10 protein-coding genes and 1 rRNA gene are annotated in these 13,614 nt (G+C 62.8%); 5 read left to right on the top strand and 6 right to left on the bottom strand.

Annotated features, from left to right (window positions below; translation table 11 throughout):
• Positions 1-179 precede the first annotated feature (179 nt).
• Positions 180-2,204, top strand: a complete 2,025-nt coding sequence (locus OUZ30_RS16715) for an autotransporter outer membrane beta-barrel domain-containing protein (RefSeq protein WP_266183575.1) — start codon at positions 180-182, stop codon at positions 2,202-2,204.
• Positions 2,205-2,276: 72 nt separating this feature from the next.
• On the opposite strand, the gene OUZ30_RS16710 is transcribed toward OUZ30_RS16715, so the two are convergent.
• Positions 2,277-3,140: a YbaY family lipoprotein gene (locus OUZ30_RS16710; protein WP_266183574.1), complete on the bottom strand. Its 864-nt coding sequence runs from the start codon at positions 3,138-3,140 to the stop codon at positions 2,277-2,279.
• Between the two features lie 1,213 nt (positions 3,141-4,353).
• Here OUZ30_RS16710 and OUZ30_RS16705 point away from each other — a divergent pair.
• Positions 4,354-4,920 (top strand): helix-turn-helix domain-containing protein, encoded by a 567-nt coding sequence (locus tag OUZ30_RS16705; protein WP_266183573.1) that lies wholly within the window; start codon positions 4,354-4,356, stop codon positions 4,918-4,920.
• 89 nt (positions 4,921-5,009) lie between these two features.
• Here the strand turns inward: OUZ30_RS16705 and glyS are convergent, their stop codons facing one another.
• On the bottom strand, positions 5,010-7,160 hold the full coding sequence (glyS, locus tag OUZ30_RS16700; RefSeq protein ID WP_266183572.1) for a glycine--tRNA ligase subunit beta: 2,151 nt from the start codon (positions 7,158-7,160) through the stop codon (positions 5,010-5,012).
• Positions 7,157-8,068 (bottom strand): glycine--tRNA ligase subunit alpha, encoded by a 912-nt coding sequence (gene glyQ, locus OUZ30_RS16695; protein WP_266183571.1) that lies wholly within the window; start codon positions 8,066-8,068, stop codon positions 7,157-7,159. The genes glyS and glyQ overlap by 4 nt, the downstream gene beginning before the upstream one ends.
• A gap of 96 nt (positions 8,069-8,164) precedes the next feature.
• Between glyQ and tfpB the strand changes: the two genes are divergently transcribed.
• The 3 genes from tfpB (at position 8,165) to OUZ30_RS16680 (ending at position 11,951) form a co-directional block, all read left to right on the top strand.
• Positions 8,165-9,976 (top strand): type IV pilus assembly ATPase TfpB, encoded by a 1,812-nt coding sequence (gene tfpB / locus OUZ30_RS16690; RefSeq protein WP_266183570.1) that lies wholly within the window; start codon positions 8,165-8,167, stop codon positions 9,974-9,976.
• Positions 9,977-10,024: 48 nt separating this feature from the next.
• Positions 10,025-10,750: a glutamine amidotransferase gene (locus tag OUZ30_RS16685; RefSeq protein ID WP_266183569.1), complete on the top strand. Its 726-nt coding sequence runs from the start codon at positions 10,025-10,027 to the stop codon at positions 10,748-10,750.
• Positions 10,751-10,826: 76 nt separating this feature from the next.
• Positions 10,827-11,951: a hypothetical protein gene (locus OUZ30_RS16680; protein ID WP_266183568.1), complete on the top strand. Its 1,125-nt coding sequence runs from the start codon at positions 10,827-10,829 to the stop codon at positions 11,949-11,951.
• An 18-nt stretch (positions 11,952-11,969) separates the two neighbouring features.
• Here OUZ30_RS16680 and OUZ30_RS16675 read toward each other — a convergent pair whose 3' ends face one another.
• The 3 genes from OUZ30_RS16675 to rrf form a co-directional block, all read right to left on the bottom strand.
• A complete protein-coding gene (locus OUZ30_RS16675) occupies positions 11,970-12,293 on the bottom strand; it encodes a DUF1820 family protein (protein ID WP_266183567.1) in 324 nt (107 codons plus the stop codon).
• A 9-nt stretch (positions 12,294-12,302) separates the two neighbouring features.
• The gene (locus OUZ30_RS16670; RefSeq protein ID WP_266183566.1) at positions 12,303-12,986 is read right to left on the bottom strand and encodes a rhomboid family intramembrane serine protease; all 684 of its coding nucleotides are present in this window, start codon (positions 12,984-12,986) and stop codon (positions 12,303-12,305) included.
• A 469-nt stretch (positions 12,987-13,455) separates the two neighbouring features.
• A 5S ribosomal RNA gene (rrf, locus tag OUZ30_RS16665) occupies positions 13,456-13,570 on the bottom strand.
• Positions 13,571-13,614 lie beyond the last annotated feature (44 nt).

The following is a 13,614-nucleotide window of genomic DNA, read 5'->3' as shown; positions in this document are numbered from 1 at the left end:
GGACGGCCGTCGTCAAGCACCACCCGCCGGAGCCGAAAGAGGGGGTTCCGGCGGTCGGGTTGTGGTCTGCCATCAGGGGAAATCACTCGCGATGCGGCGCAGCATGCGCTTACGTATGGGCATGCATTACCGTAACGCGGGAATAACAAAAGACCATTCCGGTCCAGGAGCGTTAAGACATGCCCCGCATTCGCACTATGGCCGGCGCCATCGCCGCCGCACTGATCTTCTGCACCCCCGCATTCGCCGCCAATGCCCAGTTCGACAACGTCATCGTCTTTGGCGATAGCTTGAGCGATGCCGGCAATATCTCGCTGGCGCTTAACCCCGCCATCCAGCCGCCGCTGAAGTTCACCACCAACCCGGGTTCGCTGGCGGTGCAGAACGTGGCCGGCCATTACGGCATTTCACTGAACCCTTCGCTCATTGGCGGCAGCGATTACGCCTGGGGCGGCGCAGGTGTGCTGACCAACTCGCCCGGCACGCCTTCGGCCGTGCCGACCCTCACCACCCAGGTGAACGCCTACCTCGCCAGCGGCCAGGTCGACGGCAAGGCGCTGTACTCGATCTGGGGCGGCGCCAACGACATCTTCGCCGCGGCCACCTCGGTCGGCGCTGCCGCCACGGCGCAACAGCTGATCGCCCAGACCGTGGCCAACCAGATCGCCTATTTGGAAAGCCAGGGCGCGACTGCTGCACAGATCCAGGCAGCCACCCCGCAGATCACCCAGGTGGTGACCGCCCAGGTGACCCAGGCAGTGCTCGCCGCAGCGGGCGTGTCGTCCCTGCAGACCCCGGACCAGGCGCAGGCGTCCATCGCCGCCGCCGCGCAGCAGGAAGTGAAGCTGATCGGCCAGCTGCAGGCTGCCGGCGTGAAGAACATCCTGGTGTTCAACCTGCCCAATATCGGCGCTACCCCGGACGGGACGGCGCAGGGCGCCGCTGCCTCCGCCTCGCTGACCGGCCTCAGCCTGGTCTTCAATGGCCAGCTCAACGCCGGCCTGGCCACGCTGGGCAAGGGCATCATCTCGCTCGATACCTACAGCCTGATCAACGAAGTGATCGCCAACCCGACGGCCTACGGCTTCACCAACGTGACCACGCCGGCCTGTGGCGTCGGCTCCAGCTCGGTGATGTGCGGACCGGCGGGTTCCGGCTTGCCGTACACCTGGGCGGCCGGCACCAACATGACCTATTTGTTCGCCGACGGCGTGCATCCGACTACCGGTGCCGATGTGGTGCTGGGCCAGTACGTGCTCTCGGTGCTCAACGCACCGGGTTACGCGTCCATCCTGGCCGAGGCTCCGCTGGCTTCGATCGCCGCGCAGAACCGCGCCATCCGCACCCAGATGCTGGCTGATGGCCAGGGTGGCGAAACGCGCTTCTTCGCCAACGTCGACTACGGCGACCAGACCTTTGACTCCAGCAGCACCTCGCCCCGCACCAGCAGCAACAACGTCAACCTGACCCTGGGTGCCGATGTGCGCGCCACCGACAACCTCTCGGCTGGCATGGCTATCAATATCGGCCAGCACAACGCCAGCTACACCGGCGGCGGCGGTTATAAGCTGCAGGATGTCTCCGGCCTGGGCTACCTCACCTATCACCAGGCCGGCGCCTACGTGGGTGGTTATGTCGACTTCGGCTCGGACAACTTCTCCGACATCGAGCGTCGCATCCAGCTAGGTGATGCTCAGCGCACCCAGACCGCCAAGGCCGACGGCAACCACCTCGGTGGTGGCGTGACGGGCGGCTACTGGTTCGACATGTCGACCCTGCGCAGCGGCCCGTTCGCCACGGTCGAATGGCAGACGGTCAAGGTGAATGGCTACAACGAAGCCGGCAACGCCAGCACGGCCATGTGGTTCGGCCGCCAGCAGCGCGACTCGCTGCTCTCCGTTGTCGGTTGGCGCCTGGAAGGTCAATGGCAGGCAGGCAACATCCTGCTGAAGCCCTACGCCGAACTGGCCTGGAACCATGACAGCAAGGCCGACCCGCGCGACGTCACGGCCGGTCTCAACAATATGCCTGGCTCCTTCAGCCTGGCCGGCTTCTCGCCCGACAAGACCTGGGGTACGGGTGACCTGGGCGTCAGCGCACAGTTCACCCACACGATCAGCGGCTGGCTCGGTTACAGCGGCCGTTTCGAGGACAGCAGCCAGCGCTACAGCAGCGTGAACCTCGGCATGAAGTACGACTTCTAAGGCGAACTTCAGCCAACAAAAAAGCCGTCCGCGCGAGCGGACGGCTTTTTTTATGTTCCGTGTCGGAAGGGCTTACTTGCCCTTGCCGCCCGTGGCCAGATTCAGAATGGCCAGGGCCTGCTTCTGCAGGTCGGCGGCGGCGTCATCGCCCAACGGCGAGGTCTTGCCACCGGCTTCGGAAGTCTTCAACACCAGCGTGCCGTCCTGACTCCACGCAGCGCGCTCGGTCGACGTCGGCTTGGCATCCTTGCTGGCTTTCTTCTGCTGCACCACCACCCACGGCTTGCCGTCCTTGAACGCATAGTCGGTGCTGGTGAAGCCCTTGTCGCCGAAGTCCACCTGCTCACGGATGAACTTCACTTCACCCGCTTCGCGGAACACCTGCCAGCCGCGCGAAACGTTTGCCTCCAGCTTGGTACCACTGCTGATCTTCATGCCGCCAATCTGCTTCTGCACGGCGGTGAAGGCAGCGAATTCCTTCTCGCCCGCAGTCTGCTCGGCCACCAGCTGGATGCTCACCTGGCTCGGTGCGCCCTTGGTCAATACCTGAGCCTGCAACGGCGGCGTGTAATGACGGTCGCCATCGACCAGCACCGCTTTCACCACATACATGCCTGCCGGATTCACGTCGTTGGGCTTGAACTCAAGCGAGAACGACAGCGGGAAGGTGTTGGCCGAATCGACCGTCTTAGTCGCCAGCGGAGTAGCGTCCGCGTTCGACACATCCACCAGGGTCAGCTCGAGCTTGGCCGCTGCCGATACGGTGGCGGCGTCGCGCAGCGTCACCGTGCCAGTGACCGCGTTGGCCGCGGCAGGCGTAGTGGCGGGAGCCGTCGCACCGCCCTGGTTCGCGGTCTGCGATGAGTCCGAAGAATTACTGCAACCGGCGAGAGCCAGTGCAGCGACCGACATCAGCGACCAAACCAACCTGCGCATGGGGAAAACCTCTATCGAATGTCAGAGCGAAGCGCGAGAACCAACCGGCGCCCAATACGCCACGACTCTACACGGGGGAAGCTCTGAGCATAGCCCAAAGGGAATGCCCTGTAAAAGTTTACTCCATTCGCCAGCGTACGCCGCAATTAATCGCCAGCCCATTGGCGCATAACCAATAAAGACCAGCTCATTACTGGACATCCCTAATACGCCATTAACCCGCCTTAGATACGCGGGGTATATTTCCGGTAATAGAAGCGGCCAATAGCAATGCCGCCGCGGTACACGATGGAGCCACTCGGCCTCGAGTACATGATCGGGCCGCCCCAGTCGAAGTGAGGTTCGCTCCCGACTGGTTTGCGACGTCCTGTGATCATTCGCGTTGGCGTACTGACTTGTCGTGATGGGGCGATGGTTCGGGCAAGCCGCGGATCGGTCCCGCGAACCCGCGTGCAGCCACCTTGACCTACCGGGTCTGTAAAAGTGCCCTATCGGGAGATACCGCTCCAATCGGCGGGGAGGTAATAAATCCGACCGGACGGGCAAGCTCTCGAACCACGATCCTTGGCCCATAGCGGATCGCCCTTCTGATACTGCGCACTTGGCTTTATCAAGCCATGCTCGCTGGACCTGCCTTGCGCGAGGTCATGGCTCGGCTTCTGGCCGTCGTTCTTGTCCTATTCGCCCATCTACGCGTTGGCTTCGGCACCAATGTCGGTGCTGCGGGTGGCCGCGAGCTTCGTTGGATTGTCCTGGCTGACCCGCGCTGGCCCATGGCGCTCTGGGCGAGGGGTCATGACCATAGCCACGAAGGTACCTACGGGTGACGCGAGGCGCTTGGCGCGCCGTAAGTTTGTTGTTGATATTTTTACGAAACCGCAACGTTCCTCCCCAAGCGATGGGATCCCGGCGCCAACCTAGGGAACTAAAACTTGCTTTTTACACCGTAGGTCGCAGGATTTAGGCGCGTTGTGCCTTCGTACTTTCCTGTCTGTCAGCTGAACAAGCCAGCGAGTTTGTAGTTACCAATCAACGACAATTGCGTTGTTGAACTTGGCGAAGTTGCTGAATATCGCGACTACTCGCAATATGTTACGAATCAGTCGGAAAGATTTCACGATCGCCAACGACTTACTAATAGTTGATTGACGCTGGCAACTCATTTTCGGGTTCACGCTCACCACAACTTGTCGCCATCCGCCAGGAAACTGCGATGAACATGCAAAAATTTACGTCACCCGAAACGGCAGGCACCTTCGCCGATCGCATCAAAGTGCTGATCCAACGCGTAGGCAGCGTCACCGAGATCGCCCGAATGTGCGGTTTCTCCGAGGGCGTGGTGCGCAGCTGGCGCGACGGCAACACCGATCCTTCGCGCGCCCGCTGCGTGACGCTCGCGAAGACGCTGGGCATTTCGCTGGTATGGCTGGTCGCCGGTGAGGGTTCGATCCAGACGGATGCGATCACCTCGGGAGAAGATCAGCCGAATGCGGAATCCACGGCCAACCGTCATCGCACCAAGCTGCGTACCGCCGCCGACACCCTGCACGCCAGCGGCATGGCCATGGATCCGCAGCGCCTGAATACCGCGCTGCGCATCCTGCAGTCGGAACTGGACTTGGCCGAAAGCCACCTGACTCTGGCTGACAACGCCGACATGCTGGCTGATCTCTACGACATCCTTGGCCCGGGTGGTGCGGATGTCGATGCAACGGCGATGGTGGCCTTTACTCACCGCCTTGCCGAACGGGTCAAGCGCGGTCGCCAGGTGATTGGCTAAGCACGACCTGCTTTTCGGGGATTAAAAAAAAAGCGGCAGCCCTTTTGGGCTGCCGCTTTTTTATGGGGTCTTCACCCCGCGTCTTGACACTAAAGGCGCGCGATATCCGCAATCGCGCCGAACTGCGCCTTGAGCTGGCCAAGCAAGGCCAGGCGATTCGCTCGCACGGCCGGGTTTTCCGCATTGACCAGCACGCTGTCAAAGAACGCATCCACCGGAGCCTGCAGCTGCGCGAGCCGCGTGAGTACGGCCGCATAGTCGCCTGCCTGCAGCGGAGCGGCGGTATCCGCACGTGCGCCATCGAGCGCCGCAGCCAAGGCACGCTCAGCGTCGGCTTCGAAATGGGCGGCATCGACCGTGGCACCCACGCTTGGCGCGCCCGTCTCTTCCGCTTGCTTGCGCAAGATGTTCGCCACACGCTTGTTCGCCGCTGCCAGGCTCAGTGCTTCCGGGCGCCGGCCAAATTCAGCGACGGCGCGCAGTCGCCGATCGAAGTCGACCAGGCTGGCCGGCGTCACCGCCAGGACCGCTTCGAACTGTTCGCCGGTGAAGCCCTGCTCGGCGTAATAACCGCGCAGACGCTCCAGTACGAAGTCATACAGCTCGTCGACCAGGGCCGCACGGCGCTTGCCCGCATCCAGCAGCGGAGCCTTGCCGTCCTTGCCAGGCTTGAGGCCGGCCGCCAGGGCAGCTTCCGGCAACAGCTCCAACGCTTCGACGAAACTGCCGCGCAGGTCGAGTTCGAGACCGCCTTCGACCAGCGTACGCGCCAGACCCAGCGCGGCGCGGCGCAGCGCGAACGGATCCTTATTACCGCTGGGCTTGAGGCCCACGGCGAAGATGCCGGCGAGCGTGTCGAGGCGATCAGCGACGGCAAGCACGCGCCCCACCTTGCCCGCGGCAATGGCGTCACCGGCAAAGCGCGGCTGGTAGTAGCTGTCGAGCGCCTGGGCCACTTCCGGCGTTTCGCCATGATGGGCGGCGTAGTAACGACCCATCACGCCTTGCAGCTCGGGGAACTCACCGACCATGCGCGTGAGCAGATCGCACTTGCTGAGCGCAGCCGCACGCGTCGCTTCGCCGGCGTCGACATCGACACGGTTGGCGATGATGCGTGCCAGCTCGGCCACGCGAATGCTCTTGTCCCACAGGCTGCCCAGCGACTGTTGATAGGTGACGTTCTTGAGCTGGTCCTGGTAGCCAGCAAGTGGTGTCTTCAGGTCCTCGTCCCAGAAGAACTTCGCATCGGCAAAACGCGGACGGATCACGCGCTCGTAGCCTTTGCGAATTTCGCTGGGCTGCTTGCTGTCGATATTGGCAACGCCGATGAAATGTTCAGTGAGCTTGCCGTCCGCATCGAACACCGGCACGAATTTCTGGTTGGTCTCCATCGTGGTGACCAATGCTTCTGGCGGCACCGCGAGGAATTCGCGCTCGAAGGTACAGGCGATGGCAACCGGCCATTCGGTAAGGTTGGCGATTTCGTCGAGCAGCGCGTCATCGAGCCGCGGCACGCCACCGGTTTCTTTCGAAACACGCGCCACTTCATCGCGAATCTTCTGGCGCCGCTCGAACGGATCGGCCAGCACCTTGGCCGAACGCATGCCGTCCAGCCAGCTGTCGGCATCGACCACGTGCAACGGCTGCGGATGCATGAAGCGATGACCACGTGACTTGCGCCCACTGGTAAGGCCAAGCACCTTGCCATCGATGATATCGGCGCCATGCAGCATCACCAGCCAATGCACGGGACGCACGAAGCTATAGTCGTGGTCGCCCCAGCGCATCGGCTTGGGGATAGGTAGGCCCTTGAGCGCCTCATCCACGATCTCAGGCAGCAACGCAGCCACGGGCTGACCGGGCTTGGTGGCGCGGAAAACGAACCAGGAACCCTTGTCGGTTTCGAGCTTTTCCAGCTGCTCGACCGTCACACCGCAGGACTGCGCAAAACCCAGCAGGGCCTTGCCAGGCTGGCCATTAGCGTCGAGGGCGGCGTTGACCGCCGGGCCACGACGTTCGATGGTTTGCTCCGGCTGGTTCACCGCCACATCCGGGATATAGACGGCCAAACGCCGTGGCGATGCATAGGACCTGGCGACATCCAGCGCGCCGCCAACACCACGCTTGGCGAGGCCATCGCAGATGCCGCGCAGAAAGGCCGCGGCAAGTTCGTCCAGCGCCTTGGGCGGCAGTTCTTCCGTACCCAGTTCGATCAACAATGGCTTGCTGGCGGCGCTCATGCAGCCTGCTCCTTCACGTTCCTTTTAAGGCCCGGAAAACCGAGCTTCTCGCGCTGCCCCACATACGCCTCGGCCACGCTGCGGGCCAGTGTGCGTACGCGCAGGATGTAACGCTGGCGCTCGGTCACACTGATGGCACGGCGCGCATCGAGCAGATTGAACGTGTGACTGGCCTTCATCACCTGCTCATAGGCAGGCAGCGGCAGCCCGGCGGCGATCAACTTGTTCGCCTCGCCCTCGCAGACGTCGAACCAACGGAGCAGCTCGGGCACATTGGCGTGCTCGAAGTTGTAGGTGCTCTGCTCCACTTCGTTCTGATGGAACACGTCGCCGTAGGTGACCGTGCCGCGCGGGCCTTCGGTCCAGATCAGGTCGTAGACGTTGTCGACGTTCTGCAGGTACATCGCCAGGCGCTCGAGACCGTAGGTGATCTCACCTGTCACGGGACGGCATTCCAGGCCACCGGCCTGCTGGAAGTAGGTGAACTGGGTGACTTCCATGCCATTGAGCCAGACTTCCCAGCCCAGGCCCCAGGCACCCAAGGTGGGTGATTCCCAGTTGTCCTCGACGAAGCGCAAGTCATGCACCAGTGGGTCAAGCCCCAGCTCCTTCAGCGAACCGATGTACAGATCCAGGATGTTGTCCGGATTGGGCTTCATCACCACCTGATACTGGTAGTAATGCTGCAGGCGGTTCGGATTCTGGCCGTAGCGGCCGTCGGTCGGTCGGCGCGAGGGCTGCACATAGGCAGCGGCCCACGGCTCCGGACCGAGTGAGCGCAGGAAGGTTGCGGGGTGGAAGGTGCCAGCACCGACCTCGGTATCGAGGGGCTGCAGCAAGACACAACCCTGGGCCGCCCAATAGCGGTTCAGGGTCTGGATCACATCCTGGAAGGTGCGCGCGGACATGGCTTTCCGTGGGCTTGAATAAAGCGCGTTAGTATAGCCGCGACCGCTTTCGCTGCTGGCGTTTCGGCGCGAAACCCTCATCGGAGAGATTGCCGCATGGTCGCTTCACCGCAATCCGCGTCCCTGCTCGGTCGCCGTGGCCGACTGGAACTGGACGAGCTGCTGGCAACGCTGGTGGTCGATGGCTACCTGCTTGCCGAGGACGCCAAGCTGGTGCGCATGGGCGCACGCAGCGGCCGCAGCACGGTGGAGCTGCATCCGCTGGTACTGGTGGCCAACGCGAAGCTGCCCAATCAACGGGAGCCGGGCCGCCCCCTGGGTCTCGAAGCCTTGACGGAATGGCTGGCCGGCCAGGCCAGCCTGCCCTACCTCAAGATCGATCCGATGAAGATCAACGCGGCTGCGGTGACCCAGGTGGTCAGCCATGCCTACGCGCAGCGGCATCGCATCCTGCCGGTTGGCGTTGCGCCGGGCGAGGTCACGTTCGCCACCTGCGAACCGTTCGACGCCGCCTGGGCCAAGGATCTGGCCCAGATGATTCGGCGGGACGTGCGGCGGGTGGTGTCCAATCCGCTGGACATCAACCGCTACCTGCTGGAGTTCTACGGCGTCCAGCGCTCGATCCAGCTGGCGCAGGACGCCAAGGGCTCTGGCTACGACTCTTCCGCCATCCTCAATTTCGAGCAGTTGGTGGAGCTGGGCAAGGGCGGCGAAATCGGCGCGGACGATCGCCATGTCGTGCATATCGTCGACTGGCTGCTGCAATACGCTTTCGAGCAGCGCGCATCGGACATTCACCTGGAGCCGCGACGCGACGCTGGCCGCATGCGTTTCCGCATCGACGGCGTGATGCACAAGGTATTCGAACTGCCGCCGCCCGTGATGACGGCCGTCACCGCGCGCATCAAGATCCTTTCGCGCATGGACGTGGCGGAAAAGCGCAGGCCGCAGGATGGCCGCATCAAGACCCGTTCGTCATCGGGTCGCGAGGTGGAACTGCGTATCTCGACCATGCCCACCGCGTTCGGCGAGAAGGTGGTGATGCGTATTTTCGACCCGGATCTGGTGGCCAAGGATTTCGGGCAATTGGGCTTTTCCGCCGAAGAAGGCGCCATCTGGCGCTCGATGGTGGAACGCCCACACGGCATCGTGCTGGTGACCGGACCGACCGGTTCCGGCAAGACCACCACGCTGTATTCGACGCTCAGGCACCTGGCCACGCCCGAACTTAACGTGTGCACGGTGGAAGACCCGATCGAGATGGTCTCGCCCGAGTTCAACCAGATGCAGGTGCAGGCGGCGATCGATCTCGATTTCGCCACGGGCGTGCGGACCCTGCTACGGCAGGACCCAGACATCATCATGGTCGGCGAAATTCGCGACCTGGAAACCGCGCAGATGGCGGTGCAGGCCTCGCTCACCGGCCATTTGGTGCTGTCGACGCTACATACCAACGATGCACCCAGTGCGGTCACCCGTCTGCTGGATTTGGGTGTGCCGCACTATCTGATTCAGTCCACGCTTACCGGCGTGGTGGCACAGCGTCTGGTGCGCACGCTGTGTGCGCACTGCAAACAGGAAACGACGCAGGATCCGCACGAGTGGACAGCGTTGACCCATGGCTGGTCCATTCCGTTGCCCGAAAAGGTCTTCAAGCCGCTCGGTTGCCTGGAATGCCGCAACACCGGCTTCATGGGGCGCACCGGCATTTACGAAATGATGCAGTTGTCCTCGCGCCTGCGCGGCCTTATCTCTTCACAACTTGATCTTGGGCATTTCGGTCATGCCGCGCTCGCCGAAGGCATGACTCCATTGCGCATTTCCGCTGCCGCACAGGTCGCGCGCGGCGTGACTACCGTGCAGGAAGTACTCCACGTGATCCCGCCGATCGAACACAGTTCAGTTTGAATCCGCATCATCACACTGTCTCTCCGTCCTATGAAGTCGCCGCATCGCATGAAACCCGTCCTGATCATCCGCACCGGTCGCGCCCCTGATGCCATCCGGGCTCGCCACGGCGATTTTCCACACTGGTTCCGCCTGGGCGCCAATCTGTCGCCAGAGCGGGTACGAATCATCGATGTGGAAGCAGGCGAGACACTTCCCGCGGCGTCCGAGGTAGCGGGGGCGCTGATCACGGGCTCGGCCGCCATGGTGACCGAGCGCGCGCCCTGGAGCGAGCGCACCGCGGGCTGGATCCGCGATGCGATGGACCTTGAGCTGCCGATGTTTGGCGTCTGCTATGGCCACCAGCTGATGTCGCACGCACTCGGTGGCCGTGTCGACTACCTGCCGGGTGGACGCGAGATCGGCACGCTACCGATCAAGCTGCTCGATGCCGCCAAGCACGATCCGCTTGCCGCCGATCTGCCGTCCGAATTTCGTGCCCACACCACGCACGAGCAAAGCGTGCTGGAAGTGCCCAAGGGCGCCACCGTGCTGGCCAGCTCGGAGCGCGACCCGCACCACTTGCTTCGTTATGGCGCGAACGCCGTCAGCGTGCAGTTCCATCCCGAGTTCAACGCCGACGTCATGCGCGCGTATATCCATCGCAAGCGCGATGCCATGGACAAGGAAGGCTTCGATCCGCATCACACGTTCCGCCAGGTGGCAGCGACCCCGCTGGCACGCCGGCTGATGCGGCAGTTCTCCCGGCACCATGGGCTCGCCAAACACGGGTAAGTCACAGTGTCCGCCTAGAATGGCTTGCCGGGCGCATTCCCGCGTATAGCGCGCCCTCCGCGAGAGGATGGGCGATATGGCATTGAAGCAGCCGCATGTACATCGCGCCGCCGTGATCGCGATGCGTCTGGTCGATATCGCCGACGCCATTGATCTGACCGCCGCCGAATCGTTATGGGCACATCACGCACGTACGGCCGCTGCGCGCGGTCGACTGATCAACGCGCCGCCGAAGGCGGTGGCATTTGGGGTGCCGCCAGTTCAGCTCACGCTTGATCCCCAGCTGATCGACATCGGCGGGCGGCCGATGCAGGCCACCGTCATGGCGCGGCTTTATGATTTTGGCGCCGTCGCCTTTTCCCTGCGCGTAGCGGCCGATGACCTTTCCTGGGCCGACTTCACCTCGCGCGTCAACGCCGTCGATGCTGCGCTAGGGCTGGCTTCGGACGCATCGGTGTGGCCAAAGCTGGTGGAACAGATCACCACGATCATGCGTCCTGCGCTCTCGCGGCCCAGCGTCGTCCCGTTGCAGGAGGACTATCTGCTGGGGCTCGTACACGCGATGGAGGGCGTGAGCACGACAGCTTCATTGCATCACGAGATCGACCTCGTGCCGATGCTGTCCGGCGAGTCGCGGCCCCTGTCCGAGCAGGCTCGCCAGGAGCTGTTGCGGCAGCGCTTTTCTTACTATGCCGATGACCTGGTCGTGCTGACCTGGGATCGCGCCTTCATCGTCGAGCCGCGCAACGATTCCGATGTCGTGGATATCCTCGAGGTCGCCAATGCGCAGCTGTTGGAATTGCGCTACTACGACGAATTGCTCGATGCCGAACTGCCGCGCATGTACGACCTCGTCGAAGCGACCCTGCACGTCGCCAGTCCCTTCGCTGCGCGCCGCTATGCGGACCTGGCCCGTCATCTTTATACGTTGGTCGCCGAAGTCACCGAGATCACCGAAAAAGTCGACAACGCGCTGCAAGTGACCGAAGACGTGTACCTTGCCCGCGTCTATGCCTCCGCGTTGGGGTTGTTCCGCGTCTCGCACGTGAGCAAGGCCGTCGACCGCAAGCTGGCCATCATTCGCGACAGCTACGCTGCGCTCTATGAAGAAGCGTCAAGCAAGCGCGGCGAATTGCTGGAACTGGCAATCATCTTGCTGATCGTGGTGGAGATCGTCATCGCCGTGATGCGGCACGTCTAAGCGCCCGCCGAGCGGATCTCAGCGGTTCCGGGGCGGCATGGGAAACGGCGTGATCTTCTGCCCGTCACTGGCGTCGCGAATGACCAGCGCGCCCTTGCTCTCAACCTCTTCGATGCGCACGACCGACTGCATCGGCAGATGAAGCACGTGAGTGTCCTTGAACTCCTCGCGCAAACGCTCTTCGGTCGGGTCGACCAACAAGCCCTCACCGACCGGCTCGAACACCAGCTCGCCCACTTCGGTGAATCCCCAAAGGCTGCTGGACGCCACGTGGCGAGCGTAGAGCTCGTAGCACTTGCCCAGATGGAGGAAGGTCACTTTGTAGAGTTTCTTGTTACGCATAGGCCTAGGTTATCCGCGCAGACGACGCGCGATCGCATCGCGTGACAATAGCCCAAATACCACGCCAAACAGGAACCCGGCGATATGCGTCCACCAGACCACGGCGCCATAGCTTGGACCTGCATAGGTGAAGAGCAGCTGCAGCAAGACCCAGATACCGATGAGTAAAAACGCCGGTACCCGCACGAACTCCAGATACAGACCCAGTGGCAATACCAGGCCGAGACGCGCACGCGGAAATAGCGCGATATACGTGCCAAGCACCGCCGACACTGCGCCGCTACAGCCGATGATGGGCGATCGCACGCCAGCCAGTGACAGCGCGCCAACCAGGTTGGCGACGATGCCTCCAAGCATGAAGAGCAACAAAAAGCGCAACGAGCCGAGCGTGCGTTCGGCCGGAATGCCGAAGATCACCAGGAACAGCAAATTGCCCAGCAAGTGCAGCCAGGCCAGATGAATGAACAACGCCGTGGCTAGGCGCAGCAGCGCCGGGTCGTGCAGCTGCGGGAGGATCGGCAACTTCGCATCGAAGATGTTGGCCGGCACGGTACCCCACTCCAGCCACATCGAGACGCGTTGCGGCGCGGGCAGCAAGGCCAACCAGACGAAACTGATCACACAAGCGACCACCAGCAGGGTCGACGCCCATTGCACATGCTTACGACGTCGGGTTTCGACATGGACAAACACGTGAAGGTCGCTCCGCGGGACGCCGCTCAAGGGCACGCTGCATCATAGGCGATAACGAACGGCCGCATTCGTTGACGACGGCGCGAATAGGTAGCAGCGCGGATGCTTCCACCGCCCTCCCTACCGTCGTCTCTCCTCACCATCATCCCCCTCACCGTCGGCCCTCCTTCACCGCCAGTTCCCCCTCACCGTCATCCCCGCGAAAGCGGGGATCCAGCGCCTTTGGCGTGAGCGGCATGACGCGACGACCGTCGCGTTGTCCATCCCGTGCACAGGCACTGGATCCCCGCCTTCGCGGGGATGACGGTGAGGTTTATTCGGGCCATTCGCATCGCCCGGCGTTGTCGAAAGTCCAAACGAAAAACCCCCGCAGCGTGAGCCGCGAGGGTTTCGGATCGAGCGGCGCGTAAAGCGCGAAACGCCCAAAGACAAACGCCTTCCCAAATGGGAAGGCGTTTGAGGATGAAGCCCCTGGCGGTGACCTACTCTTGCATGGGCAACGCCACACTACCATCGGCGCAGCTGCGTTTCACTTCCGAGTTCGGGATGGGATCGGGTGGGACCACAGCGCTATAGCCGCCAGGGAAAAGGTGCGGACAGCGCTTTGAGAGCGCCAGTCCGGCGTAAG

The organism is Dyella humicola (assembly GCF_026283945.1).
In the GTDB taxonomy this organism is placed as follows: domain Bacteria; phylum Pseudomonadota; class Gammaproteobacteria; order Xanthomonadales; family Rhodanobacteraceae; genus Dyella; species Dyella humicola.
This window is presented reverse-complemented; position numbering and strand designations above follow the sequence as displayed.

Excerpts from the sequence above, each read along its gene's own strand:
- OUZ30_RS16715 (WP_266183575.1), top strand. The coding sequence starts at position 180 with ATGCCCCGCATTCGCACTATGGCCGGCGCCATCGCCGCCGCACTGATC.
- OUZ30_RS16710 (WP_266183574.1), bottom strand. The coding sequence starts at position 3,140 with ATGCGCAGGTTGGTTTGGTCGCTGATGTCGGTCGCTGCACTGGCTCTC.
- OUZ30_RS16705 (WP_266183573.1), top strand. The coding sequence starts at position 4,354 with ATGAACATGCAAAAATTTACGTCACCCGAAACGGCAGGCACCTTCGCC.
- glyS (WP_266183572.1), bottom strand. The coding sequence starts at position 7,160 with ATGAGCGCCGCCAGCAAGCCATTGTTGATCGAACTGGGTACGGAAGAA.
- glyQ (WP_266183571.1), bottom strand. The coding sequence starts at position 8,068 with ATGTCCGCGCGCACCTTCCAGGATGTGATCCAGACCCTGAACCGCTAT.
- tfpB (WP_266183570.1), top strand. The coding sequence starts at position 8,165 with ATGGTCGCTTCACCGCAATCCGCGTCCCTGCTCGGTCGCCGTGGCCGA.
- OUZ30_RS16685 (WP_266183569.1), top strand. The coding sequence starts at position 10,025 with ATGAAACCCGTCCTGATCATCCGCACCGGTCGCGCCCCTGATGCCATC.
- OUZ30_RS16680 (WP_266183568.1), top strand. The coding sequence starts at position 10,827 with ATGGCATTGAAGCAGCCGCATGTACATCGCGCCGCCGTGATCGCGATG.
- OUZ30_RS16675 (WP_266183567.1), bottom strand. The coding sequence starts at position 12,293 with ATGCGTAACAAGAAACTCTACAAAGTGACCTTCCTCCATCTGGGCAAG.